This is a genomic window from Lentzea albidocapillata, from assembly GCF_000719115.1.
Classification (GTDB): domain Bacteria; phylum Actinomycetota; class Actinomycetes; order Mycobacteriales; family Pseudonocardiaceae; genus Lentzea; species Lentzea albidocapillata.
The window spans coordinates 134,524-159,687 of record NZ_JOEA01000007.1; the positions used below are offsets into that span (position 1 = coordinate 134,524).

At 69.2% G+C, this 25,164-nt stretch carries 23 protein-coding genes; 14 read left to right on the forward strand and 9 right to left on the reverse strand.

The genetic code is table 11. The features are described 5' to 3' along the window. Nucleotides 1–72: 72 nt before the first annotated feature. Genes IG04_RS0111615 through IG04_RS0111630 form a run of 4 tightly spaced genes read left to right on the forward strand, consistent with a single transcriptional unit; the run spans nt 73 to nt 3,352 of the window. Nucleotides 73–1,155 carry an ABC transporter ATP-binding protein gene (locus IG04_RS0111615; protein WP_030476602.1) on the forward strand — a complete coding sequence of 361 codons (1,083 nt, stop codon included), beginning with the start codon at nt 73–75 and terminating at the stop codon, nt 1,153–1,155. Then, nucleotides 1,152–1,790: an ABC transporter permease gene (locus IG04_RS0111620; protein ID WP_030476603.1), complete on the forward strand. Its 639-nt coding sequence runs from the start codon at nt 1,152–1,154 to the stop codon at nt 1,788–1,790. Before IG04_RS0111615 ends, IG04_RS0111620 begins: the two co-directional genes overlap by 4 nt. Before the next feature lie 6 nt (nt 1,791–1,796). Continuing rightward, nucleotides 1,797–2,459 carry an ABC transporter permease gene (locus IG04_RS0111625; RefSeq protein WP_030476604.1) on the forward strand — a complete coding sequence of 221 codons (663 nt, stop codon included), beginning with the start codon at nt 1,797–1,799 and terminating at the stop codon, nt 2,457–2,459. Further along, complete coding sequence (locus IG04_RS0111630; RefSeq protein WP_030476605.1) at nt 2,456–3,352, forward strand: ABC transporter substrate-binding protein; 897 nt, start codon at nt 2,456–2,458, stop codon at nt 3,350–3,352. Before IG04_RS0111625 ends, IG04_RS0111630 begins: the two co-directional genes overlap by 4 nt. A 52-nt stretch (nt 3,353–3,404) precedes the next feature. Here IG04_RS0111630 and IG04_RS0111635 read toward each other — a convergent pair whose 3' ends face one another. From IG04_RS0111635 to IG04_RS0111650, 4 genes are read right to left on the reverse strand one after another with little or no spacing between them, the layout of a single operon-like run. Continuing rightward, complete coding sequence (locus IG04_RS0111635) at nt 3,405–4,376, reverse strand: GNAT family N-acetyltransferase (protein ID WP_144065210.1); 972 nt, start codon at nt 4,374–4,376, stop codon at nt 3,405–3,407. A gap of 5 nt (nt 4,377–4,381) precedes the next feature. Continuing rightward, the gene (locus tag IG04_RS0111640; RefSeq protein ID WP_030476607.1) at nt 4,382–5,227 is read right to left on the reverse strand and encodes a haloalkane dehalogenase; all 846 of its coding nucleotides are present in this window, start codon (nt 5,225–5,227) and stop codon (nt 4,382–4,384) included. A 9-nt stretch (nt 5,228–5,236) separates the two neighbouring features. Further along, nucleotides 5,237–5,656, reverse strand: a complete 420-nt coding sequence (locus IG04_RS0111645) for a MarR family winged helix-turn-helix transcriptional regulator (RefSeq protein ID WP_030476608.1) — start codon at nt 5,654–5,656, stop codon at nt 5,237–5,239. Between the two features lie 21 nt (nt 5,657–5,677). Further along, complete coding sequence (locus tag IG04_RS0111650; protein WP_030476609.1) at nt 5,678–6,463, reverse strand: IclR family transcriptional regulator; 786 nt, start codon at nt 6,461–6,463, stop codon at nt 5,678–5,680. 113 nt (nt 6,464–6,576) lie between these two features. Here IG04_RS0111650 and IG04_RS0111655 point away from each other — a divergent pair, with 113 nt between their 5' ends. The 8 genes from IG04_RS0111655 to IG04_RS42520 all read left to right on the forward strand — a co-directional run bounded on the left by IG04_RS0111655 (nt 6,577) and on the right by IG04_RS42520 (nt 15,753). Then, nucleotides 6,577–7,104 (forward strand): SigE family RNA polymerase sigma factor, encoded by a 528-nt coding sequence (locus IG04_RS0111655; protein WP_030476610.1) that lies wholly within the window; start codon nt 6,577–6,579, stop codon nt 7,102–7,104. Then, on the forward strand, nt 7,101–8,012 hold the full coding sequence (locus tag IG04_RS0111660) for a hypothetical protein (RefSeq protein WP_030476611.1): 912 nt from the start codon (nt 7,101–7,103) through the stop codon (nt 8,010–8,012). The genes IG04_RS0111655 and IG04_RS0111660 overlap by 4 nt, the downstream gene beginning before the upstream one ends. Nucleotides 8,013–8,089: 77 nt before the next feature. Continuing rightward, nucleotides 8,090–9,595 carry a histidine ammonia-lyase gene (gene hutH, locus IG04_RS0111665; protein WP_030476612.1) on the forward strand — a complete coding sequence of 502 codons (1,506 nt, stop codon included), beginning with the start codon at nt 8,090–8,092 and terminating at the stop codon, nt 9,593–9,595. Beyond that, the gene (gene hutU, locus IG04_RS0111670; RefSeq protein ID WP_030476613.1) at nt 9,595–11,235 is read left to right on the forward strand and encodes a urocanate hydratase; all 1,641 of its coding nucleotides are present in this window, start codon (nt 9,595–9,597) and stop codon (nt 11,233–11,235) included. The genes hutH and hutU overlap by 1 nt, the downstream gene beginning before the upstream one ends. After that, a complete protein-coding gene (locus IG04_RS0111675) occupies nt 11,235–12,404 on the forward strand; it encodes an allantoate amidohydrolase (protein WP_030476614.1) in 1,170 nt (389 codons plus the stop codon). Before hutU ends, IG04_RS0111675 begins: the two co-directional genes overlap by 1 nt. Beyond that, a complete protein-coding gene (locus tag IG04_RS0111680) occupies nt 12,401–13,675 on the forward strand; it encodes a formimidoylglutamate deiminase (protein WP_030476615.1) in 1,275 nt (424 codons plus the stop codon). Before IG04_RS0111675 ends, IG04_RS0111680 begins: the two co-directional genes overlap by 4 nt. Continuing rightward, on the forward strand, nt 13,672–14,805 hold the full coding sequence (hutI, locus tag IG04_RS0111685; protein ID WP_030476616.1) for an imidazolonepropionase: 1,134 nt from the start codon (nt 13,672–13,674) through the stop codon (nt 14,803–14,805). The genes IG04_RS0111680 and hutI overlap by 4 nt, the downstream gene beginning before the upstream one ends. A 66-nt stretch (nt 14,806–14,871) precedes the next feature. Next, complete coding sequence (locus tag IG04_RS42520) at nt 14,872–15,753, forward strand: hypothetical protein (protein ID WP_144065211.1); 882 nt, start codon at nt 14,872–14,874, stop codon at nt 15,751–15,753. A gap of 129 nt (nt 15,754–15,882) precedes the next feature. Here the strand turns inward: IG04_RS42520 and IG04_RS0111695 are convergent, their stop codons facing one another. Continuing rightward, a complete protein-coding gene (locus IG04_RS0111695) occupies nt 15,883–17,055 on the reverse strand; it encodes a S8 family peptidase (protein WP_030476618.1) in 1,173 nt (390 codons plus the stop codon). A gap of 179 nt (nt 17,056–17,234) precedes the next feature. Here IG04_RS0111695 and IG04_RS0111700 point away from each other — a divergent pair, with 179 nt between their 5' ends. Then, nucleotides 17,235–18,119 carry a hypothetical protein gene (locus IG04_RS0111700; RefSeq protein WP_144065212.1) on the forward strand — a complete coding sequence of 295 codons (885 nt, stop codon included), beginning with the start codon at nt 17,235–17,237 and terminating at the stop codon, nt 18,117–18,119. Nucleotides 18,120–18,167: 48 nt separating this feature from the next. On the opposite strand, the gene IG04_RS0111705 is transcribed toward IG04_RS0111700, so the two are convergent. Beyond that, entirely contained in the window at nt 18,168–19,337 is a 1,170-nt protein-coding gene (locus IG04_RS0111705) for a S8 family peptidase (protein ID WP_084400918.1), read from the reverse strand. A gap of 155 nt (nt 19,338–19,492) precedes the next feature. Between IG04_RS0111705 and IG04_RS0111710 the strand changes: the two genes are divergently transcribed. Next, on the forward strand, nt 19,493–20,485 hold the full coding sequence (locus IG04_RS0111710; RefSeq protein WP_030476621.1) for an aldo/keto reductase: 993 nt from the start codon (nt 19,493–19,495) through the stop codon (nt 20,483–20,485). 56 nt (nt 20,486–20,541) lie between these two features. On the opposite strand, the gene IG04_RS0111715 is transcribed toward IG04_RS0111710, so the two are convergent. From IG04_RS0111715 to IG04_RS0111725, 3 genes are all read right to left on the reverse strand, one after another. Continuing rightward, nucleotides 20,542–21,054 (reverse strand): RICIN domain-containing protein, encoded by a 513-nt coding sequence (locus tag IG04_RS0111715; protein WP_030476622.1) that lies wholly within the window; start codon nt 21,052–21,054, stop codon nt 20,542–20,544. A gap of 118 nt (nt 21,055–21,172) precedes the next feature. Further along, the gene (locus IG04_RS0111720; RefSeq protein WP_030471325.1) at nt 21,173–21,352 is read right to left on the reverse strand and encodes a DUF6104 family protein; all 180 of its coding nucleotides are present in this window, start codon (nt 21,350–21,352) and stop codon (nt 21,173–21,175) included. 80 nt (nt 21,353–21,432) lie between these two features. Further along, on the reverse strand, nt 21,433–25,128 hold the full coding sequence (locus IG04_RS0111725; protein ID WP_030476623.1) for a multifunctional oxoglutarate decarboxylase/oxoglutarate dehydrogenase thiamine pyrophosphate-binding subunit/dihydrolipoyllysine-residue succinyltransferase subunit: 3,696 nt from the start codon (nt 25,126–25,128) through the stop codon (nt 21,433–21,435). Nucleotides 25,129–25,164: the final 36 nt, after the last annotated feature.

Genomic DNA, 25,164 nt, shown 5'->3' on the forward strand with positions numbered 1-25,164 from the left:
GTTAAGGTCGTTGGGATCTACATCCAGGGCGGCCCAATCGGGGTGGTCGTCGCGACCGGAGGGATCCGAAGGGTGATCGAGTTCCGGGCCGTAACCAAGCGGTTCGAGGACGGGACCATCGCTGTCGACGAGCTCGACCTCACGGTCGAGGCGGGCACCATCACGGTGTTCGTCGGTCCTTCCGGCTGTGGCAAGACGACGTCCCTGCGCATGGTCAACCGCATGATCGACCCCACGTCGGGCACGATCCTGGTGGACGGCAAGGACGTCCTGACCGTCGACCCGCCCACTCTCAGGCGCGGCATCGGCTACGTGATCCAGCAGGCGGGCCTCTTCCCGCATCGGACCGTGCTCGACAACATCGCGACCGTTCCTCTTCTGTCCGGTTGGGACAAACGCAGGGCCCGCACGCGTGCGGCGGAGTTGCTGGAGATCGTCGGGCTCGACGCGAACTTCGGCAAGCGCTACCCGGCGCAGCTCTCCGGCGGCCAGCAGCAACGCGTGGGTGTCGCCCGCGCGCTCGCGGCCGACCCGCCGGTGCTGCTGATGGACGAACCGTTCAGCGCCGTCGACCCGGTGGTCCGCGAGGACCTGCAGAACGAACTCCTTCGCCTGCAAGCGGAACTCGACAAGACGATCGTGTTCGTCACGCACGACATCGACGAGGCGCTCAAGCTCGGCGAGCGCGTCGCGGTGTTCCAGACGGGCGGGCACCTCGCGCAGTACGCGCGGCCGACCGAGCTGCTGGCCGCCCCCGCCAACGACTTCGTGGCCTCGTTCGTCGGACGTGACCGCGGCTACCGCACCCTCACGTTCCTGCACGCGGACGTGCCCGTGCACCCCGTCACCACCGCGAAGCTCGGCGAGCGCATCACCGTCGCCGGCTGGACCCTCGTCGTCGACGAGGAGAACCGGCCGAAGGGCTGGCTGTCCGGTGTGGACGGTGAGGTCGAGGTCAGGGAGAAGGACCTGATCTCCGGCGGCTCGCTCTACGACGGCACGACGTTGCGCGGCGCGCTCGACGCGGCGCTCAGCTCGCCGTCCGCGCTCGGCGTGGTCGTCGACGGCGTCGGCGCGGTCACGGGCGTGGTCCAGGCCGGCGACGTGATCCAGGCGCTCGCGAAGGCCCGCGCGGCGGGTGAGGTCCCGAAGTGACCTGGATTTTCGAGAACTGGGAAAGGTTCTGGGAAGTCACCGAGGTGCACCTCCGGCTCTCCGCCGTGCCGGTGCTGATCGGTTTCGTGCTCTCGATCCCCCTCGGGTGGTGGGCGAACCGGTCGCAGACGGCGCGCGCGGTCCTCTTCCCGCTGGCCAACGTCCTGTTCACGATCCCGTCCATCGCGCTGATCGTGATCACGCCGGTGCTGATCGGCGTGAAGATCCTCGACGAGATCAACGTCATCGTGCCGCTGGTGGTCTACACCGTCGCGCTGATGTTGCGCTCGGTCGCGGACGCGCTGTCCGCGGTGCCGGGCAACGTGATCGCCGCGGCGAACGCGATGGGGTTCCGGCCGCTGCGGCGCTTCCTCACCGTCGACTTCCCGCTGGCACTGCCGGTCACGATCGCGGGCCTGCGCGTCGCGACCGTGTCGAACATCAGCATGGTGAGCGTGGGCGCGCTCGTCGGGCTCGGCGGTTACGGCCAGCTCTTCACCGAGGGCTACCAGACGGACAACACCCCGAAGGTCCTCGCGGGCCTGATCGGCACCGTCGTGCTGGCGGTGCTCGCGGACGGACTGCTGTTGCTGATCGGACGGCTGCTCACGCCGTGGGCACGGGCGGGGAGGTGAGCTGAGATGGGCTGGCTCTTCGATCCCGCGCACTGGTCCGGCTCGACCGGGATTCCACTGCGGTTGCTGGAACACCTCGGCTACACGTTGCTGACCCTGGTGATCGCGGCGCTGATCGCGATCCCGCTCGGCGCGTTCGTCGGGCACACCGGCAAGGGCGGGTTCGTGATCGTCGGACTCTCGAACGCCCTGAGGGCGTTGCCGACCACGGCGGTGCTGATCCTCGTCGTGCTGTGGGCGGGCCTGGGTGACTTCCCGGTGTACGTCGCGCTGGTGCTGCTGGCGATCCCGCCGATCATGGCGGGCACGTACGCGGGCGTCCGCGCGGTCGACCCGGTGACGGTCGACGCCGCGAGAGGCGTCGGCATGCGGGAGTCGGGCGTGCTGCTCCAGGTGGAGATCCCGAACGCGCTTCCGTTGATCTACGGCGGTTTTCGCGGCGCCGCACTGCAAGTGGTCGCGACCGCCACCATCGCCGCCTACACCGGCGCCGGTGGTCTCGGCAGGTTCGTCTTCGACGGCCTCGCCCTGCAGGATTTCGGACAGATGCTCGCCGGCGCGGTGCTCGTGGCACTGCTCGCCGTACTCGTCGACCTGGGGTTCGCCGGCCTGCAAAGGCTGACGGTCTCGCCAGGACTGCGTCCAGTGGGAACCGGAGGAAAGAGATGAAGCGCATTGCCACGGCTGTCGCTGCCGTGATGCTTCTGTCGGCGTGCGGTGGTGACCCGCTGACGGGCGGCGCCGACAACCCGGCCCCGACGGACACCATCGTCGTGGGTTCGGGCAACTTCCCCGAGTCGCGCCTGCTCGCGGAGATCTACGCGGAAGCGTTGTCCAGTAAGGGCGTCAAGGTGTCCAAGAAGCTGAACATCGGCAACCGGGAGCTGTACTACAAGGGCGTGCAGGACGGCTCGATCGACCTGATCCCCGAGTACACCGGCGTACTGCTCAAGTACATCAACAAGGAGGCGCAGGAAGTCGGCTCCGACGAGGTGTACGCGGCGCTGAAGAAGGCTCTGCCGCAGAACCTCATCGTGCTCGACAAGTCCTCCGCCGAGGACAAGGACGCCGTCGTCGTCACGAAGCAGATCGCGGCCCAGTACAGCCTGAAGTCGATCGACGATCTCGTGCCGTACTGCAAGGACCTGGTCTTCGGCGGCCCGCCGGAGTTCCAGAACCGCCCGGACGGCCTGCCGGGCCTGAAGGCCAAGTACGCCTGCGAGTTCAAGGAGTTCAAGTCCCTCGACGTCGGCGGCCCGCTGACCGTCGCCGGCCTGAAGGACAACACGGTGCAGGCGGCCGACCTGTTCACGACGGACGCGGCCATCAAGGCCAACGAGTTCGTGGTGCTGGAAGACCCGAAGAACGTCTTCGCCGCGCAGAACGTGTTGCCGCTCATCAACGAGAAGAAGGCGTCGCAGCAGGTCCGCGACACGCTCAACGCCATCTCGAAGAAGCTCGACACGAAGGTGCTGCTGGAGCTGAACCAGAAGCTCTCGGCGCCGGACAAGCCGGAACCGGAGAAGGTCGCCAAGGAGTGGCTCGCCTCCGCGGGCATCTGACCTGACGAACGGACGGGGCGGGCACCTTCGGGTGTCCGCCCCGTTGTCGTTCCTAGAGCTTCAGATCGGCCACGCGGGCGCTCAGGTCGACGGTCGTGATCCGGTCGGTGAAGCCGAGCGAGTGGTTGATCCGCCGCATGTGCTCGTTGGTGCTGTTCGTCTCGGTCTCGATGATCTCGATGCCGGTCAGCTGGCGGAGCAAGTGTGCTTTGACCAGCCGGCCGAGGCCCTTGCCACGATGCGCGGGAAGCACGCTGGTATGCCGTTGGTGGCCAACAGAAGGCCGCGAGAGGGTCCGGTGCAGCACCGTCACCGCGGCAGCTTCGTCGCCGTGTGTCGCGAGGACCACCCACACGTCGATGCCTGTGGCTGACAGGCTTTCTTCTTCCAGCCGCACTCGTTCTCGTGTGTACGTGGCGAGCTCGATCGCACTGTCGCCCATGGGCTGGTCCTTCGCCGAGTTGAGCGCGTCGACGTAGGCGTCGAGGAGTTCGTCCGGCGCCCGTCCCGTCCACTGCGTCAGGCGGTACCCGGCCGGTACCTCGCCCACCTCGGGCAGCGGATCGGTGAGCACGAGCTCCTGCAGGGTGAGCGCGCTGACGACGGCGAAACCGCGGTTGGCGGCCCACCGCACACCCTCGCTGCCTTCAGGAACCCATGACACTTCCGCCGTTTCCCGGTTTGCCTGGCGCAGGGCGAACCGGAGCAGGGCGGTACCGATGCCCCGGCCTCGCCACCGCGGATCCACCACGACGTTGCCCGCGACGAGGTGCACGTTGTCTGCCGTCGGCAGATATCCGTCCGCATAGCCGACGATGCGCCCGTTCTCCCGGGCAACGGCGAACCGCGGGCGGCCCCAGCCGACTTCAGACACCTGCCGCCGCCGCACCCATCCGCTGAAGTCCGGCAGCTCACGTGCCGGTACGGCGCTCGTCCACCAGGCCACCTGCAGGTCGAACAGAGCGCGCTGATCGGCTTCACCGGCACTGGCGAAGTCGAGTTCCTCGATGTGAATGTCCCCCATGCGCACTATGCAAGCAGGCTGTGGCGCTCCGCCCAAGCGGCGATGGCGGCCGCGATCTCCTTCGGCCGGTCCTCCTGAGCGTGATGCCCGGCCTCACCGACAGCCACCACGTCCAACGCGGCGATGTTCTCCGAGCACCAGTCCTGAAGCTGCCGCCCGATGAGCAACGTCGGCGAGTTCTCGAACGTCACCAGCAGCTTCGGCACCTCGGACGTGCCGAGCCACTCGCCGTAGGCCTCGATCCGCAGCACCAGTTCGGCGGGTTCGCCGTCGAACGGCATCTGCCGCGCCCACGCCAGCACCGGCCGGCGGCTCGCGGAATCGGGGAACGGCGCCAGGTAGGCCGCCATGTCCTCCTCGGACACCGGTGTGCGGACACCACCGGTGAACGCCTGCCGCACGAACCCGTCGCCGGACAGCACCAGTTCCTCGCCCAGCCCCGGTGTGCGGAAGCGGCGCACCCGTTCCTGTGCGGGCAGGGGAAGTTCGGACCCGGTCATCGGCTTCACGATCGTCTCGAAGAACGCGATGCCGGCCACGCGCGAGGGATGCCGGGCCGCCCAGTCGAACGCGAGCGCGCCGCCCCAGTCGTGGCCCACCAGCACCACGCGGTCCAGTTCGAGGGCGTCGAACCACGCGTCGAGGTAGCGGGCGTGGTCGGCGAACGAGTACGCGACGTCCGGCTTGCCGGAGCGGCCCATGCCGATCAGGTCGGGTGCCAGGCCACCCAGTTCCGGCAGCACGTTGCGCCAGGAGTGGGACGAGCCCGGGTTGCCGTGCAGGAACACGTACGGCGCCGAGCCGGACTCCAGGTAGTGGATCGAGGAGTCGAGGACGGGAACAGCGGGCATCGGGGCTCCTCAGAGGGGAACGGCCAGCAGTGCGGTCAGGTCGCGGGACAGCGCGTCGGTCCGGTCGCCCAGCGGCTCCAGCAGGCGGTCCAGCAGCGAACGGACCAGCTCGATGGCAGGTTCGACAGTGGAGAGGCCGTGTGGGGTCAGAGCAAGCCGCACGGTCCGTGTGTCGACGGCGTCCCGTGTGCGCGAGATGAATCCCGACGCCTCCAGTGAGCGCGCCAGCTTCGAGACGTACAACGCTTCCAGGCCCGTGTGATCGGCCAGTTCGCGTTGGGAGGGCCGGTCCAGGGCCAGCAGCGACGACAGCACGACGTACTGCGCGTGCGTCAGCCCGAGAGGGTCCAACGCGCGGTCAACGGCCGTCCGCCACTTCATCGCCAGGCGCCACACGAGGTGCCCAGCCGTCGGTTCCGCGCTGCTCATGGCAGATACTGTACATGGCTACTATCCTGAAGCCGCGTGCCCACCGATCCGCACGGTCAGTTCCTCGGCCGCCTTGAGTACTTCTTTGGCCAGGTCGGGCCACGTCTGCCCGCAGGGCGTGTCGCAGACGTGCCGGAACGTCAGCGTGATGGCCGCGATCGGCCGCTCACCGTGGTCGAACACCGGCGCGGCCACCGAGGCGAACCCGGCCGTCACGAACCCGTCCTCGACCGACCAGCCCTGCCGCCGTTCCAGCGTCAGCAGCCGGCGCAACGCCGGCAGGTTGTGCGGGCCGCGACCGGTGCGGTCGACGAACGAGGCCACGGACGGTAGCAACGCCCTGACCTGCGCCGGAGGCAGGTTCGCCAGCATCGCGCGGCCCGAGGCCGTCAGGTGGGCGGGCAGCCGGACGCCGACGTCGGACACGATCGACTGCGGCTGCCGGGGCTGCTCGCGGACGAGGTACAGGGCCTCGGCGCCATGCAGGACGCCCAGGTGCGCGACCTTCTCCATCCGATCGGCGAGCCTGCGCAGCAGCGGCCGGGCCAGGCGTTCCAGCGGATCGTGGCGCAGGTAGGCGGAGCCGAGCTCGAACGCCGCGACGCCCAGGCCGTAGCGCTTCTCCTCGGGGAAGTGCGTCGCGAAGCCGGCCTCGGTCAGCTCCGCCAGCAGGTGATAGGTCGTGGACCTGGGCAGATTCAGCTCGCGCGCGACGGACGCCGCGGAGACGGGCCCCGGTCTGCCCGCCAGCAGCCGGAGGACCGCCAACCCTCGCCGCAGCGCGGGAACGTCACTGCTGCTGCCCACATCCGTGATTTTCCCACGTGATGCAGCCCACGCCGTTACGACATCAGGGCACACTCAACAGAACAGGCCTGAGGTGCGTTAGAGGGGCGTGACGGTTTTGAAGGGGGTCGGGATTGACACCGAGTTTCGATGACTTCGTGGCAGCACAGGTGACCCCGTTGCTGCGCTACGCCACCGTGCTCACGTGCGACCCGCACCTGGCCCAGGACGTGGTCCAGGAAGTGCTGCTGCGCGCGCAGCAGAAGTGGGACCGCATCGGTTCAGTCGACCTCCCCAACGCCTACGTCAAGCGCATGGTGACCAACGAGTACCTCTCGTGGCGCAGACGCAGGGCCGCGAAGGACGTCGCTCTCTGCATGACGACGCTCGAGTCCGTCACCCCGCCCGTCGGCGACAAGACGCACCACTACGACGAGCGGGAAGCAATGTTGCAGCGGATCGCGAAGCTGCCCCGCAAACAGCGGGCCGCCGTCGTGCTCCGCTACTACGAGAACTACGAGGACTCGGAGATCGCACAGATGCTCGGTTGTGCCGAGGGAACCGTGCGCAGCCACATCTCGCGTGCGCTGGCCACACTCCGCCTGGACCACACGCCGGAACCCGCTGGTGTCGGGTTGCGGCTAGGGGAGGGCCTGTCGTGAACGACACCGAACAGCTCATCAAGGAGGCACTCGGCCAGCTGGCCGAACGCACTCCGCATCCGGGCCCGACGCTCAACGCCCTGCGGCGCAAGCGGAAGAGGCAGCGGAACAACATCTTCCTGATCGCCACGGCCGGCATGGCCGCGGTCGTCGTCCTGATCTTCGCGGGCGTCATCGCCAGCGACAGGTACACGCCGCCGAACGCCAACGACGCCGCCGCGGCGCTCGTGCAGGACAACGGCAAGAGCGTCGCGTTCAAGTACGCACCGCACTGGTTGCCGTCCGGGTTCGTCGAGAGCCTTCGCGCCACGAACGTGGGGCCCACCAGGGTGTGGGGTCCCGCGGGCGCTACGCCCTACAACAATCCGAGCCTCGTGATCAGAGCGCTCGGCGGGATGCCGGACACCCACGGGTGGGAGCCGGCCAATGTCCGCGGCCTGGAGGCGTGGGTGCAGGTCAGGGGGGACGCCGCAACCGTCGTCTGGAAGGCGCAGGACGTCCTGGAGGTGACCATGAGCGGGGTGAGCGACGCACGTGAGGTCGCTCTGCGCGTGGCCGAGTCGGTGCGAGCCGACGCCAAGATCACCCACGAGCCGCCGTTCAAGCTCGAAGGCAGGTACGCCGAGCTCGTGCGCGGCACCGCGCCGGACAAGTGGCACTCGTCGCTGGGCAGGAACTCGATCTCCGTGCAGGTGGCGACGGACAGGCCGGAGCTGCCCGCGCCGAACGAGGCGCTGACCGTGCGCGGCAAGCAGGGCGTGCGCAGCGGCAACACCGTGGCGGTTCAGGACGGCGGCCTGTGGATCTCGGCGACCTCCAGCGCCTGGTCCGACGAGCTGATCGAGCTGGTGAACAAGGTCGAGATCGCCGGCCAGCCGGACACGGGCTGGATCGGCAAGGGCCTCTAGGCAGCCTGTCTGGGGTCCCAGACACCATCGGGCGCTCCGGGGTCGCTGATCCGGCCCCGGAGCGCTGTGATGTCTCCATGCGACAACCGGTGGAGCTGGGTCCGAAGCCTTTGACCCTCGAGGACGTTCATGCCGTCGCCCGCGACGGCGCCCCGGTGGAGATCACCGCGGCGGCCCGCGAGGCGGTCACCACCGCCCGCGGCCACATCGAACAGCTCGCCACGGCCGAACGCCCCACCTACGGCGTCTCGACCGGGTTCGGCGCGCTCGCCGTCCGGCACATCCCGCCGGACAGCCGTGCCCAGCTGCAGCGGTCGCTGATCCGCTCGCACGCCGCCGGTGCCGGTCCCGAGGTCGAACGCGAGGTCGTCCGGGCGCTGATGTTGCTGCGCCTGCGCACGCTCTCGACCGGCCACACCGGCGTCCGCTTGTCCACTGTGGACGCGATGGCCGGGATGCTGAACGCCGGCATCACGCCGATCGTGCACGAGTACGGCTCGCTGGGCTGCTCCGGCGACCTCGCGCCGTTGTCGGCGAGCGCGCTGGCGTTGATGGGCGAGGGCATGGTCCGTAACTCGCGCAACGAGCTCGTGCCCGCGGCCGAAGCACTCGCCGAAGCAGGCATCGAACCGGTTCAGCTGGCCGAGAAGGAAGGCCTCGCGCTGATCAACGGCACCGACGGCATGCTCGGCATGCTGTCGCTGGCGATCGCCGACTTCACGAGGCTGCTGGACATCGCCGACCTCACCGCCGCGATGAGCGTCGAGGCCCTGCTGGGCACCGACCGCGTCTTCTCCCCGGAGCTGCACGCCCTGCGCCCGCACCCCGGGCAGAACGTCAGCGCCGCCCGGATGCTCGCCTTCCTCAAGAACTCCGAGATCGTCGCCTCCCACCGCGGTCCGGACTGCACGCGCGTGCAGGACGCGTACTCGCTGCGCTGCTCACCGCAGGTGCACGGCGCGGCGCGCGACACCGTGGCGTACGCGGCGACGGTGGCCGACCGCGAGCTGTCGTCCGTGATCGACAACCCGGTGGTGCTGGCGGACGGCCGCGTCGAGTCCAACGGCAACTTCCACGGCGCCCCGGTCGCCTACGTGCTGGACTTCCTCGCCATCCCGCTCGCGGACGTGGCGTCGATCGCCGAGCGCCGCACCGACCGCATGCTCGACGTCTCGCGTTCGCACGGCCTGCCGCCGTTCCTCGCCGACGACCCCGGCGTCGACTCCGGCCACATGATCGCCCAGTACACCCAGGCGGCGATCGTGTCCGAGCTCAAGCGCCTGGCCGTACCGGCGTCCGTCGACTCGATCCCGTCCTCCGCGATGCAGGAGGACCACGTGTCGATGGGCTGGTCCGCCGCCCGCAAGCTGCGCAAGGCCGTGGACGGACTCACCACCGTGCTGGCCATCGAACTGCTCACCGCCGCACGGGCCCTCGACCTGCGCGCGCCCCTCAAGCCCGCCCCCGCGACGGCCGCCGCCGTGGCGAAGCTGCGCGAGACGGTCCAGGGACCCGGTCCCGACCGTCACCTCGCGCCCGAGATCGCCGCCGCCGAGGCCCTGATCCGAAGTGGAGCCCTGTAATGGTTGTTCGCGCTGACCGCGGCACCGAGCTGACCGCGAAGAACTGGTCGACCGAGGCTGCCCTGCGGATGTTCCACAACAACCTCGACCCGGACGTCGCCGAGCGTCCCGAGGACCTCGTCGTCTACGGCGGCACCGGCAAGGCCGCGCGCGACTGGCCGTCGTTCGACGCGATCACCCGCGAGCTCAAGAACCTCGAAGCCGACGAGACGCTGCTCGTGCAGTCCGGACGCCCGGTCGGCGTCATGCGCACGAACGAGTGGGCGCCGCGCGTGCTCATCGCGAACTCGAACCTCGTGCCGGACTGGGCGAACTGGCCCGAGTTCCGCCGCCTGGAGGCCGAGGGCCTCACGATGTACGGGCAGATGACCGCCGGTTCGTGGATCTACATCGGCACGCAGGGCATCCTGCAGGGCACGTTCGAGACGTTCGCCGCCGTCGCCACCAAGCGCTTCAACGGCACGCTGCGCGGCACGCTCACGGTCACCGCGGGCCTCGGCGGCATGGGTGGCGCGCAGCCGCTGGCCGTGACGATGAACGAGGGCGTCGCGCTGTGCATCGAGGTCGACCCGCACCGCGCCCAGCGTCGTCTGGAGACCCGCTACCTCGACGAGGTCGCGGACGACCTGGACTCGGCGATCGAGCGCGTGCTGGCCGCCAAGGCTGCCGGTGAGGCCGTGTCCGTCGGTGTCGTGGGCAACGCGGCCGAGATCCTGCCCGAACTGCTCCGCCGCGAGGTCGCCGTCGACATCGTCACGGACCAGACCTCGGCGCACGACCCGTTGGCGTACCTGCCCGTCGGCGTCCCGCTGGAGGAGTGGCAGGACTACGCCGCCGCGAAGCCCGAGGAGTTCACCGAGCGCGCCCGCGAGTCGATGGCCGCGCACGTCGAGGCCATGGTCGGGTTCATGGACCGCGGCGCCGAGGTGTTCGACTACGGCAACTCGATCCGCGGCGAGGCGCAGCTCGGCGGCTACGACCGCGCGTTCGCGTTCCCCGGCTTCGTGCCCGCCTACATCCGGCCGCTGTTCTGCGAGGGCAAGGGCCCGTTCCGCTGGGCCGCGCTGTCCGGCGACCCCGCCGACATCGCTGCCACGGACCGCGCGATCCTGGAGCTCTTCCCGGAGAACGAGCAGCTGCACCGGTGGATCAAGATGGCCGGTGAGCGCGTCGAGTTCCAGGGCCTGCCCGCCCGCATCTGCTGGCTCGGTTACGGCGAACGGCACCTCGCGGGCCTCAAGTTCAACGAGATGGTGGCGTCGGGCGAGCTGTCCGCGCCGATCGTCATCGGCCGCGACCACCTCGACTGCGGCTCGGTGGCCTCCCCGTACCGCGAGACCGAGGCGATGGCCGACGGTTCCGACGCGATCGCGGACTGGCCGCTGCTCAACGCCCTGGTCAACACGGCCTCCGGCGCCACCTGGGTGTCGATCCACCACGGCGGTGGCGTCGGCATCGGCCGTTCGATCCACGCCGGCCAGGTGACGGTCGCGGACGGCACTCCGCTGGCCGCGCAGAAGATCGAGCGCGTGCTGACCAACGACCCCGGCATGGGCGTCATCCGGCACGTGGACGCCGGGTACGACGAGGCGAAGTCGGTGGCCGCCGACAAGGGCGTGCGCATTCCGATGGAGGGCTGATGCTCGACCAGATCGCGGACGTCGGGCGTGACACCAAGCGCGGCGGCTACTCCCGCCACGGCTACGACAAGCCGGAGCTGGAGCTGCGGCACTGGTTCGTCGAGCAGGCCGTCAAGCGCGGCCTGAACGTCGAGACCGACCAGAACGGCAACCTCTGGGCGTGGTGGGGCGAGCGCGGCGACAACGCGCTCATCACCGGCAGCCACCTGGACTCGGTGCCCGGTGGCGGCGCGTTCGACGGCCCGCTGGGGGTGACGTCGGCGCTGGAAGCCGTGGACCTCCTGCAGGCCAAGGGGTTCAAGCCCGCGCGGCCGTTCGCGATCACGGTCTTCGCCGAGGAGGAAGGCGGCCGGTTCGGTGTCGCCTGCCTCGGTTCGCGGCTGCTGACCGGCGCCATCTCGCCGGAGAAGGCGCTGGCGCTCAAGGACCCGGACGGCATCACGCTGGCCGAGGCGATGAAGGCCGCCGGTTACAACCCCGACCTGGCCGGCCGCGACGAACGGGCGTTGAGGCGCATCGGGCAGTTCGTCGAGCTGCACGTCGAACAGGGCCGCGGCCTGACGGTGCCGGTCGGCGTGGCGAGCAGCATTCTCGCGCATGGCCGGTGGCGCTTCACGTTCTCCGGTGAGGGTAACCACGCCGGTGCGACGTTGATCGAAGACCGCCGCGACCCGATGCTTCCGGCCTCCCAACTCGTCCTCGCCGCCAGGAAGGCGGCCAGGGCAGGCGGGCGTGCCACCGTGGGAAGGCTCGTCCCCAACCCCGGTGGCACCAACGTCATCGCGTCCACTGTGGACGTCTGGCTGGACGCGCGGGACAGCGACGACGCACGCACCCGTGCGATGGTCGCGGAGATCTCCGAGGCGGCCCACCAGGCCGCCAAGGAGGAAGGCTGCGAGATCACCATCACCGAGGAGTCGTACGGCGACACGGTGTACTTCGACTCCGCACTGCGGGACGACATCGCTGGGGCGCTCGGTGGCGTTCCGGCGCTACCGACCGGGGCGGGTCACGACGCCGGCATCCTCGCCGCGCACGTGCCGACCGCGATGCTGTTCGTGCGCAACCCCACCGGCGTGAGCCACGCGCCGGAGGAGTTCGCCGAGCAGGCCGACGTCGACGAGGGCGTCAGGGCGCTGGCCGCGACTATCGAACACCTCGGCTCGTGAACTTCTGGTGCGAGCGAGCCTGGTTGCCCGCCGGGCTCGCCGAGCGCGTCCTGATCAGGGTCGAGAACGGCGTGATCGCCAACGTGTCTACAGTGGACACGATTCCCCTGGGTGTGCGGCGGCTGCACGGCATCGTGGTGCCGGGCTTCGCGAACGCCCACTCGCACGCGTTCCACCGTGCCCTCAGGGGCCGTACGCACGACGGCGGCGGCACGTTCTGGACGTGGCGCGAGGGCATGTACGCGCTGGCCTCCCGCCTCACCCCGCAGTCGTACTACCGCCTGGCCCGCGCGGTCTACGGCGAGATGGCACTCGCCGGAGTGTCGGCCGTGGGTGAGTTCCACTACGTCCACGACAGGTCGAACGAGTTCGGCTACGCCCTGCGCGAGGCGGCGAAAGACGCCGGCATCCGCCTGACGCTGCTCGACACCTGCTACCTCGCGGGTGGCATCGACCAACCCGTCAACGAGGTGCAGCAACGGTTCTCCGACGGCACCGCCGAGGCGTGGGCTTCGCGGGTCGCCGAGCTGAAGTCCGACGACGTGATGCGCGTCGGTGCCGCGATCCACTCGGTCCGCGCCGTGCCGCGAGCCGAGCTCTCCGTAGTGGCGCAGGCGTTCCCGGACGCCCCGCTGCACGTCCACCTCTCCGAGCAGCCCGCCGAGAACGAAGCGTGCCTGGCCGCGTACGGCCTCACGCCGACCGGGCTCCTGCACGAAGCTGGTGCACTCTCACCTCGCACAACGGCCGTGCACGCCACACACCTGACGCCCGAGGACATCGCGTTGCTGGGCGGCTCCGGCACGGGCGCGTGCTTCTGCCCGACGACCGAGGCGGACCTGGCCGACGGCATCGGCCCGGCACGCGAACTGGCCGACGCGGGCAGTCCCCTCTCGCTGGGCAGCGACCAGCACGCGGTGATCGACCCACTGCTGGAAACCCGCGCCCTGGAACACAACGAGCGGCTCCGCACCGGTCAGCGCGGCCGTTTCTCACCGGCCGAACTGCTCGGCGCGGCCACCCGTCACTCGGCGCTCGGCCGGGACGGCGGGCGGATCGAGCCGGGTGCGCCGTGCGACCTCGTGGCGATCAGCTGCTCGACGCCGCGCACCGCGGGTTCGTTGCCGCAGCAGGTTCTCCTGTCGGCGACGGCGTCCGATGTGGACACCGTGGTCGTCGGCGGCCGGGTGGTCGCCGCAGGGGGAGTGCACGAGACTCTGGGTGACGTCGGCAGGCTGCTGGCGGACGCGATCGAGGAGCTGTGGGAATGAGCGTGCTGATCACCGGCATCGGTGAGCTGACCACGAACAGCGAGGTCACCGGTGACGCGCTGGTGATCGACGGCGCGGAGATCGCCTGGGTCGGCAACGTGGGCGACGCCCCGGCGGCGGACGAGCGCGTCGACGTCGAGGGCCGCGCGGTCCTGCCCGGCTGGGTCGACAGCCATACCCACCTGGTGTTCGCGGGCGACCGGACCGCCGAGTTCGGTGCCCGCATGGCCGGCAAGCCGTACACCGCGGGCGGCATCGCCGTGACCGTCAATGCGACCCGTGCCGCGACCGATGAGGAGCTGGCCGCGGTCGTGCGCAAGCACATCGCCGAAGCCCTTCGCCAGGGAACGACGTTCATCGAGACCAAGACCGGCTACGGCCTGAACGTGGCCGACGAGGTCCGCAGTGCCCGTATCGCCGCCGAGGAGGCCGACGAGGTCACGTTCCTGGGCGCCCACCTCGTGCCGCCCGGCGAGGACGCCGACACCTACGTCGACCTGGTCCGCGGCGAGATGCTCGACGCCGTCGCGCCCCTCGTGCGCTGGGCCGACGTGTTCTGCGAGAAGGGCGCCTTCGACTACGACCAGTCGAAGGCCGTGCTCCAGGCGGCCGCGGCGAAGGGCCTCGGCCTGCGCGTCCACGGCAACCAGCTCGGCGAGGGTCCCGGCGTGCGGCTGGCCGTGGAACTCGGCGCCGCCTCGGTAGACCACTGCACGTACCTGTCCGCTGCGGACATCGACGCGCTGGCGTCGTCGGACACCGTCGCCACGCTGCTCCCGGCGTGCGACCTCTCGACCCGCCAGTCGCTGCCGCCCGCCCGCGCCCTGCTCGACGCCGGCGCGACGGTCGCGCTCGCCAGCAACTGCAACCCCGGCTCGTCGTACACCTCGTCGATGGCGTTCTGCGTGACGACAGCGGTCCTGCAGATGCGGATGAGCGTCGAGGAAGCGGTCTGGGCGGCCACAGCGGGCGGCGCGCAGGCGTTGCGGCGCACCGACGTCGGCGTCATCAGGCCTGGTGCGCGCGCGGATCTCCACGTGCTGGACGCACCCTCGATCACGCATCTGGCCTACCGCCCCGGCGTCCCGTTGACCCACTCGGTGTGGCGTCAGGGGGAACGCACCAATTGAGACTGGCGTCTCATTACCCTCCGTGTGGGCCTATTGGCGGAAGGTGCGGGGCCGTACGGTGTCACTGTGGTGGATTTCGCGGAGGCCCTGACGAAAGCCGTCGACAACAGCGGCCTCAGCCTCGAACGCATCCAGCACCACCTGGCCGCCAGGGGCATGCAGGTCAGCATCTCGACGCTCAGCTACTGGCGCCGCGGCCGCAGCCGCCCGGAACGCCCGGAGTCGTTGAAGGTCGTCGCCGCCCTGGAGGAGTTGCTCGACCTCGGTGAGGGCTTCCTGACCGACCGGCTGGGCGACAAACGGCCGCGTGGGCGCTGGGTGGACCAGTCGCTGTCGATCGAGGACATGTGGGACTCGCGGGCGACCGACCTCGGCGAGGTCATGTCGCGGATCGACCGGCTGCAGCCGACGGCGACGACGTACCTCAGCGTGCAGGACCGGCAGGTGGTCGGGCCGGACCGCCGTGAGGTCCGCAACCGCTGCACCGGCGTGATCCAGGCGCTGGAGGACGGCGTCGACAGGTTCCTCGCGATCCAGCTGGCCGACGCCACGGACCTCGGCGTGCCGTCGATCGAGGCGGGGCCGCCGTGCCGGCTCGGCAGGGTGCGCAGTGAGGACTCCACCGGGTTCCTCGTCGCGGAGATCCTCTTCGACCGGATGCTCAGAGCGGGTGAGACGGCTCTCGTCGACTACACGGTCCGGATGAGACCCGGCGCGGACAGCGAGGTCTGCGACCGGCGGTTCCTGCGGCCGGTGAACGAGTACACGCTGCAGATCGACTTCCACCCGGACGCGGTGCCCGCACGATGTTTCCAGTTCGCGCGGCCGTCGCTGCACGAACCGGAAACCGCGCTGAACGACCTGTGGATCGGTACGACGGCCTCGACGCACATCCACGTGCGGAACTCGAAGCCCGGAATCTATGGAGTGCGGTGGGAGTGGGAGTAGCTCCCACTCCCACTCCCACCGCAAGCGCCCCCAGTCGGAACGATGCGCTCGGCCGAGCCGCATTCGGCCTGCTCATCAAGGGCGCCCAGGATGGCCGTCACCGCTGCAGGGGGCGGCGACAGCGAGTTCCTAGACCTTCAGCAACAGGTTCGGTGAACCCGTCCTGATGTCGGTCAGCTTGTTCGGCGTCGCGGCGCCGACCAGGGCGTTGCGCACCTGGGCGGGCGTCGCGGCCGGGTTCGCGCTCAGGTAGAGCGCGGCCGCTCCGGCGACGTGCGGGGAGGCCATCGACGTGCCGCCCATGGACCGCGTGCCGGTATCGCTGCTGTGCGAGGCGCTCACGATGTCGCTACCGGGTGCCCAGATGTCGAGGCACCTGCCGTAGTTCGACGAGCCGGCCGTCCAGATCGAACGCTTGTCGGCACGGTCCGACGCACCGACCGTGATCGCCTCCGGCGTGCGGGCCGGGGTGAAGTTGCACGCGTCCTGGCCGCTGTTGCCGCCCGCCAGCACGTAGGTGAAGCCCGCGCTGATCGAGCGCCTGACGGCGTTCTCCAGCGAGGTGTTCGTGCCGCTGCCACCGAGGCTCATGTTGACGACGGCGGGCTTCTTGCCGTTGGCCGTCACCCAGTCGATGCCGCGGATGATGCCGTCCCACGGGCCGCTGCCGTTGCAGTCGAGGACGCGGACGCCGACGAGCTTGGCCTTCTTCGCGACGCCGTAGGTCCTGCCCGCGACCGTGCCGGCGACGTGCGAGCCGTGGCCCTGGCAGTCCTGCGCGACGGCGTCGTTGTCGATGAAGTCGTAACCGTCGGATGCACGGCCCTCGAATTCGGAATGCGTTTTCCTGATTCCGGTGTCGAGAACGTACGCCGTCACGTTGGACGCGGTGTTCGGGTACGTGTAGGCCCGGTTGAGCGGCAGGTTCGCCTGATCGATCCGGTCGAGACCCCAGACCGGGTTCGACTGTGTCTCCTGGATCGTGGCGAACGTGTTCCGCTCGACGAATTGCACGTCCGGGTCCGCCGCGAGCCTCCGCGCCTGACGTTCGGACATTCCGGTGACCGAGAACCCGTTCAGCGCGGCGCTGTAGGTGTGCTTGACGTTGCCCTGGTAGCGGGACGCCAACGCGCTGGCAGGGGTGCGCGCTCCGTCCTTCAGGACCACGATGTAGCTGCCCTCGACCGCCTGTGTGCCCGCACCGGGCAGCACTGCTTCTTCAGCGATCGCGGTGGGCGTCCACAGAGCTGTGGAAGCGATGCCCAATGCCGCCGCGATGGCGACATGACGCCGAAGTGCCATGGGGGTTCCTCCTGGCAGGGAATGAACTGGGGAACACCAAGAAACTAACGCGAGTTGTGCTCCGGATAACAGGTTCGAAACTTCAGTGCGCAATACTGTCAAAACTGTGGCGCACTGGAGTTTTGCGCACTCGCAGTGCTGGGCGAGCCGGTTCTGATCACTGGCCGTAGCATTCCTCCATGCAGGATTTCGCTGTGGCGCTGGCGAAGGCCGTGGAGGCGAGCGGGCTCAGTCTGGAACGGATCCAGCGCCACCTCGAGTTGCGCGGCGTGCAGGTGAGCCAGTCGACGCTGAGCTACTGGCGCCGGGGCCGCAGCCGCCCGGAACGGCCGGAGTCGCTGCACGCCGTCGCGGTGCTCGAAGAGATCCTGAAGCTGCAGCCGGGAACGTTGACCGGGAGCCTCGGCGACAAGCGACCGCGCGGGCGATGGGTCGAGCGCGCCGCCGCGCTGGAGGGGATCTGGCAGGAGGCTGCGGTCGACCTCGGTCGTGCCATCAACCGCGTCGACAGGCTGCTGGCGTCCCCCGCGAAGTACATCAGCCTGCGAGACGTGGTCGTGATCGGTTCCGACCGGCGTGAGATCGAGATGCGGACCAGTTCGGTGATCGAGGCGTTCGAGGACGGCGTCGACCGGCTCCTCGTCGCGAAGGTCGCCGAGGACACCGACCTCTCCACCGGCGACATCGTCGCCAAGAGGTCGTGCCGGGTAGGTCGTGTGCGCAGGGACGACGAGCACAACCTGCTCGTCGCCGAGATCATCCTCGACCGGGTGCTGCGGGCGGGCGACACCGCGCTCGTCGACCTCAGGATGATCGCCGACCCCGGTGCGGACAGCGCCTCGGCGGACCGCACGTTCATCCGCAACCTGCGCGACTACGTGCTGGAGGTCGAGTTCCACCCTGACGCGGTGCCGGTGCGCTGCTACAGCTTCACGCGGTCCGAGAAGGGGGCGCCCGAGGTGGAGACGGGGGACCTCTGGATCGGCACGACCGCGTCCGCGCACCTGGTCGTGCACGAAGCCCAGGCGGGCTCCGTGCACGGCATCAAATGGGAGTGGGAGTAGCGGCCCTCGCTCGCTACTCCCACGACTGCGCATCGGGTTACCTGTTCCCTACTGCCCGATGCGCAGCAGCCTGTTGGGCGAGCCGAACTGCAGGCCGCGCAGGGTGTTCGCGCTCGCGCCGTTCACGAGCGCGTCCCGCACCTGCTGGTTCGTCGCGTTCGGGTTCGCGCTCAGGTGCAGCGCCGCCGCCCCGGCCACGGCGGGCGCCGCCATCGACGTGCCGCTGTCGAGCCGGAGACCGAAGTTGTTGACGTGCGAGGCCGAACTGATGTCCGAGCCGGGCGCCCAGACGTCGACGCAACGGCCCCAGTTCGACGCCGTGCCCCACTGCGGCCAGACCGACCGGTTGTCGTTGCGGTCGGTGGCCCCGACCGTGATCGCCTCCGGCAGCCGGGCCGGGGTGAAACCGCACGCGTCACGGCCGTCGTTGCCCGCCGCGAGCACGTAGGTGAACCCGGCCGCGATCGACCGCCTGATGGCGTTCTCCATGAGCTCGTCCTGGCCCAGCCCGCCGAGGCTCATGTTGACCACCGCGGGACGCACGCCGTTGAGAGTGACCCAGTCGATGCCGGCGACCACGCTGTCCTGGTCGGACCTGTTGTTGCAGCCGAGCACCCGCACGCTGACGACCCGCGCCCGCTTGGCGACACCGGACGTCCGGCCCGCGATCGTGCCGGCGACGTGGGTGCCGTGGCCCGCGCAGTCACTGGCGTCAGCGTCGTCGTCGATGAAGTCGAAACCGTGCGACGCGCGACCTTCGAATTCGTTGTGCGTGATTCGCACGCCGCTGTCGAGAACGTAAGCGCGAACACCTGCCGCCGCATTGTCCGGGTAGGTGTACCGGTTGTTGAGGGGCAGGGTGCCCTGGTCGATCCGGTCCAGGTTCCACGGCGCGTTCCACTGCGTGGTCTGGCCGGAGAGGACCAGGTTGCGCTGGACGTAGGAGACATTCGGGTCCGCGGCGAGCCGCCTGGCCTGCAGTTCGGACATGTCCCGCACGGAGAAGCCGTTGAGCACGGCCTTGTAGGTGCGCTTGAGCCTGCCCTCGTACTTGCTCAGCAGGCTCTGCGGGGAGGCGCTGACGCCGTCCTTGAGGACGACGATGTAGCTGCCGGGAACGGCCTCGCCCTCGCCGCGCAGTGCTTGCTGCGCATTGGCGGTGGGAGTGCAGAGAACGGTTCCGAACAATGCCACGGCAATGCAGGTGTTGATTCTCATCGGGTCCTCCAGGCAGGCTTGACGCGATGAAAAGTAACTTCACGAGTGGGTGAAATGACAGTGGAGAAAATTTGGTCGCCAATACTGTCAAGACTGTGGCGAGCTGGAGCAACTCCACGTGGCACAATGCCGCGCCGCGAGGCAGGGTGAGAGGTATGGAGTACACCAACCTCGGTCGCAGCGGCCTGTCCGTCTCCCGCCTGTGCCTCGGCACGATGAACTTCGGTCCCGAGACGTCCGAGGCCGACAGCCACGCGATCATGGACCGCGCCCACGAACACGGCCTGAACTTCTTCGACACGGCCAACGTCTACGGCTGGAAGAAGGGCGAGGGAGTCACCGAGAACATCATCGGCAACTGGTTCGCCCAGGGCGGCACGCGGCGCGAACGGACCGTCGTCGCCACCAAGCTCTACGGCAGCATGGGCGACTGGCCGAACGAGACCAAGCTGTCGGCGCTGAACATCCGCCGCGCCGCCGACGCGTCGCTCAAGCGCCTGCAGACCGACTACATCGACCTCTACCAGATGCACCACGTCGACCGTGACACGCCGTGGGACGAGATCTGGGAAGCCTTCTCCGTGCTGCGCCAGCAGGGCAAGGTCATCTACTTCGGCTCGTCCAACTTCGCCGGCTGGCACATCGCCCAGGCTGCCGAGGCCGCGCGCACCCGCGGGTTCCTCGGGCTGGTGTCCGAGCAGTCGATCTACAACCTGATGACCCGCTGGGTCGAGTTGGAGGTCCTGCCGGCGGCCAAGCACTACGGCCTCGGCGTGATCCCGTGGTCACCGCTGCACGGCGGCCTTCTGGGCGGTGTGTTGCGCAAGCAGCGTGAAGGTGGCACGTCCCGTAGCGCGTCCGGCCGTTCCGCGGATGCGTTGGAGAAGCACCGCGACACGATCGACGCCTACGAGAAGCTGTGCGCGGACATCGGCGAGGACCCGGCCAACGTCGGCCTCGCGTGGTTGCTGCACCAGGAGGGTGTGACCGCGCCGATCATCGGGCCGCGCACCATCGAGCAGCTCGACAACTCGTTGCGTGCCGCGGAGTTGAAGCTCGACGCGGACGTGCTGGCGAAGCTCGACGAGCTGTTCCCGGCACCGGCTCCGAACGGGTCGAAGCCGGCCCCGGAGGCCTACGCCTGGTAGCCGCTGACCGGCGTCTGCGAGGAGGGCGTCAGGCAGTCCTCGCAGACGCCGTCAGGTCAGGCGGCGATGCGCTTCCAGACCTGCGGGTTGCCGCCCCAGCAGCGCCACTGCCAGATCTTGCCGCCGTTGCGGTTCTCGTTGGGATCGGCGTCGAGGCACCTCAGGCTGTGCTCGTTCTGCAGCGTGCCGGGCAGTCCCGGCGCCTGCGTCCACTTCTGGAACGGGGTGCCGTTGCACCCCCACACCCAGACCTTGCCGCCGTCCCAGTTCTCGTTCGGGTTGGCGTCGAGGCACATCGAGGTGTTCAGGGCCGGCCGGATGGTCCGGTCGTCGAAGAACAGCCACTTCTGCTCATCGGTGCCGTCGCGGTTGTACTGCCGCACCAGGCCGCCGTTCGTGCCGATCTGGCTGCGCAACGCCTCCAGCACCAAGCCCGGCGGGGTGCCGACCTGCAGCACGTACGGTCCGGCCACGGCCTGCGCGCCCACCGGCGCCGGTGCGGCGGACGCCACCGCCGGCAACGCCGCCATCGTGAGTGCCGCAGCGGCGATCATCGTCTTCTTCAGCAAAACTCCCCCTCAGGAATCGCGGTGATCGAACGAACCGATCATCGCGGCGGCCGAGGGGGAGCACCTGAGCATCGGGATGCTCAAAAACGTTGGCAAAAAGCCAAAAGGTCCCGAAAGCTCAGTCCTCGAAGTCGTCGTCGTCGCGCGCCAGGAAGGTGGCGAAGCGCTCGATGGGCGTCTCGAAGTCGGGATTGGCGTCGACGAACTCCCGCAGCTTGTCGGCGAGCCACGCGAACGTGACCTCTTCCTCGCCGCGCCGCTTCTCGAGCTCCTCGATGCCGCGATCGGTGTGGTACATGGCGAAACTCCTGTGGGGGCTTTAGAAAACGAGCCGCCGGACCCCTGGGGATCCGGCGGCTCGTTCGCTTCAGGCGGGACTTAGTCGAACGCGCGCGTGATGATCTCGCGCTGCTCGACCTCGTGCACCTTGCTCGAACCGGCCGACGGGGCGGCCATCGGGCGGCGCGACACGCGGCGGACGGTGCCCAGATGCTCGGGCAGCAGCTCCGGCAGGGCCAGACCGTAAAACGGCCAGGCACCCTGGTTCGCCGGCTCCTCCTGCACCCAGCGGACGTCCTTCGCGTTCGGGTAGCGCTCCAGGGTCTCGGTCAGCTTGCGGGCCGGGACCGGGTAGAGCTGCTCGACGCGCACGATCGCCACGTCGCCGCCGCCGCGCTTCTCGCGCTCGGCGTGCAGCTCGTAGGAGATCTTGCCGCTGCACAGCAGGACCTTCGTGACCGCGTTCGGGTCCTTGATCGTCGGGTCGTCCATGACCGACTGGAAGCGGTCGTTGATGAACTCGTCCGTGCCGGACACCGCTGCCTTGAGACGCAGCATCGACTTCGGCGTGAACACGATCAGCGGCCGGTCGACGCCGTCGAGGGCGTGGCGACGCAGCAGGTGGAAGTAGTTCGCCGGAGTCGACGGCACCGCGACGGTCATGGAGCCCTCGGCGCACAGCTGCAGCCAGCGCTCGATGCGGCCCGACGTGTGGTCGGGACCCTGGCCCTCGTGGCCGTGCGGCAGCAGGATCACGACGTCGGAACGCTGACCCCACTTCGCCTCACCGGACGAGATGAACTCGTCGATGATCGGCTGCGCGCCGTTGACGAAGTCACCGAACTGCGCCTCCCACAGGACCAGCGCCTGCGGGTTCGCCACCGAGTAGCCGTACTCGAAGCCGACGGCCGCGAACTCCGACAGCACCGAGTCGTAGACCATGAACTTGCCCTGGTCGTCGGACAGGTGCTGCAGCGGCGTGTGCTCCGCACCCGTCTTGCGGTCGATCAGGGTCGCGTGGCGCTGCACGAACGTGCCGCGGCGCGAGTCCTGGCCGGCCAGACGGATGTTGCGGCCCTCGATCGCGAGCGAGCCGAAGGCGAGCAGCTCGGCGAACGCCCAGTCGATGCCGCCCTCGCGCGCCATCTTGGCGCGGCGTTCGAGCACCGGCTTGACGCGCGCGTGCGGCGTGAAGCCCTCCGGCAGGTTCACGTGGGCGTCGGCGATGTGCTCCAGCACCTCGCGGCTGATGCCCGTGGGCAGCTTCGCCGGGATCTGCTGCTCGGCCTCCACCGACGGGCTGACCGTCACCGGGTGCTTCTCGAGCTCGCGGACCTCGTTGAAGACGTGCTCCAGCTGGCTGGAGAAGTCCTGCAGCGCCTTCTCGGCCTCTTCGACCGTGATGTCGCCGCGGCCGATCAGGGACTCGGTGTAGGTCTTGCGCACCGAGCGCTTCTGGTCGATCACGTCGTACATCGCCGGCTGCGTCATCGAGGGGTCGTCGCCCTCGTTGTGGCCGCGGCGGCGGTAGCAGACCATGTCGATCACGACGTCCTTGTGGAACGCCTGGCGGTACTCGACGGCCAGCTTCGCGACCCAGTAGCAGGCCTCGGGGTCGTCGCCGTTCACGTGGAAGACCGGCGAGCCGATCATCTTCGCGACGTCGGTCGAGTACTTCGAGGACCGCGAGTGCTCCGGTGCCGTGGTGAAGCCGACCTGGTTGTTCACGACGATGTGGACCGTGCCACCGGTGCGGTAGCCGCGCACGAGCGCCAGGTTCAGCGTCTCGGCGACGACACCCTGACCCGCGAACGCCGCGTCACCGTGCATGGCGACCGGCAGGACGGGGAAGAAGTCGCCGCCCTTGTCGATCATGTCCTGCTTGGCGCGCACGATGCCTTCGAGGACCGGGTCGACGGCCTCGAGGTGCGACGGGTTCGCCGTCAGCGACACCTTGGTCTCGCCGTCGCCGAACATGCGGAAGTACTTGCCCTCGGCACCGAGGTGGTACTTCACGTCGCCGGAGCCGTGCGCCTGACCGGGATCGAGGTTGCCCTCGAACTCGCGGAAGATCTGCGAGATCGGCTTGCCGACGATGTTCGCGAGGACGTTCAGGCGGCCGCGGTGCGGCATGCCGATGACGACCTCGTCGAGCTCGTGCTCGGCGGCCTTGTCCAGCACCGCGTCGAGCAGCGGGATGACGGTCTCGCCGCCCTCCAGCGAGAAGCGCTTCTGGCCGACGTACTTCGTCTGCAGGAACGTCTCGAAGGCCTCAGCCGCGTTCAGCTTGCTGAGGATGTACTTCTGCACGGTGGCCGGCGGCTTCTCGTGCGGAACCTCGACGCGCTCCTGGATCCAGCGGCGCTCTTCGGGCTCGAGGATGTGCATGTACTCGACGCCGACGGTGCGGCAGTACGAGTTGCGCAGCACACCCAGGATGTCGCGGAGCTTCATCCGCTCCTTGCCGGCGAAGCCGCCGACCGGGAACTCGCGGTCCAGGTCCCACAGCGTCAGGCCGTGGCTGAGCACGTCCAGGTCGGCGTGGGAGCGCTGGCGGTAGTTCAGCGGGTCCGTGTCGGCCATCAGGTGACCGCGCGTACGGAACGCGTCGATCAGCTCGATGACGCGCGCGGTCTTGTCGACAGCGCCCTCGGGGATGTCCGCGACCCAGCGGATCGGCTCGTAGGGCAGACGCAGCGACGCGAAGATCTCGTCGTAGAAGCCGTCCTCGCCGAGCAGCAGCTGGTGGATGCGCTTGAGGAACTCGCCCGACTCCGCACCCTGGATGATGCGGTGGTCGTACGTGCTGGTCAGCGTGATGATCTTGCTGACGCCCATGTCGGTGAGCGCCTGCTCGCTGGTGCCCTGGAAGTGCGCGGGGTACTCCATCGCGCCGACGCCGATGATCGCGCCCTGACCTGCCTGCAGACGCGGCACCGAGTGGTTCGTGCCGATCGTGCCGGGGTTGGTCAGCGAGATCGTGGTGCCGGAGAAGTCGTCCGCCGTCAGCGAACCGCCGCGGGCCTTGCGGATCAGGTCCTCGTAGGCCTGCCAGAACTGCGTGAACGTCATGTTCTCGCAGCCCTTGACCGACGCGACGACCAGCGTGCGGCTGCCGTCCTTGCCGGGCAGGTCGATCGCCAGACCGAAGTTGACGTGCTCCGGCGTGACGACGAACGGCTTGCCGTCGACCTCGGCGTAGTGGCGGTTCATGTTCGGGTACGCCTGCAGCGCCCGGACGACCGCGTAGCCGATGACGTGCGTGAAGGAGACCTTCCCGCCGCGCGTCCGCTTCAGGTGGTTGTTGATGACGATGCGGTTGTCCGCCAGCAGCTTCGCGGGCACGGCACGCACGCTGGTCGCGGTCGGAACAGTGAGCGAGAGCTCCATGTTCTTCGCGATCGCGGCGGAGGCACCACGCAACTGCTTCTGCTCGGGCTGCGCGCTCGGCGGCTTGACCGGGGCGGCCTTCGCTGCCTGCTGCGGCGCGGGCTTGCCGGTCTGCGGCAGCGTGGCCGCGGACTTCGGCGGCGCTGCGGCCGGCTTGGGTGCGGTGGCGGGCGCGGGCTTGCCGTTGTCGGCGGCCGGCGGCGTCACGGTCGCGGTCGTGGTGGCCGTGGAGCCACCCGCGCTGGCCGTGGCGGCGCTACCGTTGCCGCCCCCACGCTTGTAGTCGGCAAAGAAGTCGTGCCATGCCGGGTCTACGGATGACGGGTCCGCGAGGAACTGATCGTACATCTCCTCGACGAGCCATTCGTTCGGCCCGAACTGTGACGCAGGACTGCTGCTGGACACGGCTGGCGCTCGCCTCTATCCATCTCGCTCTTGGTG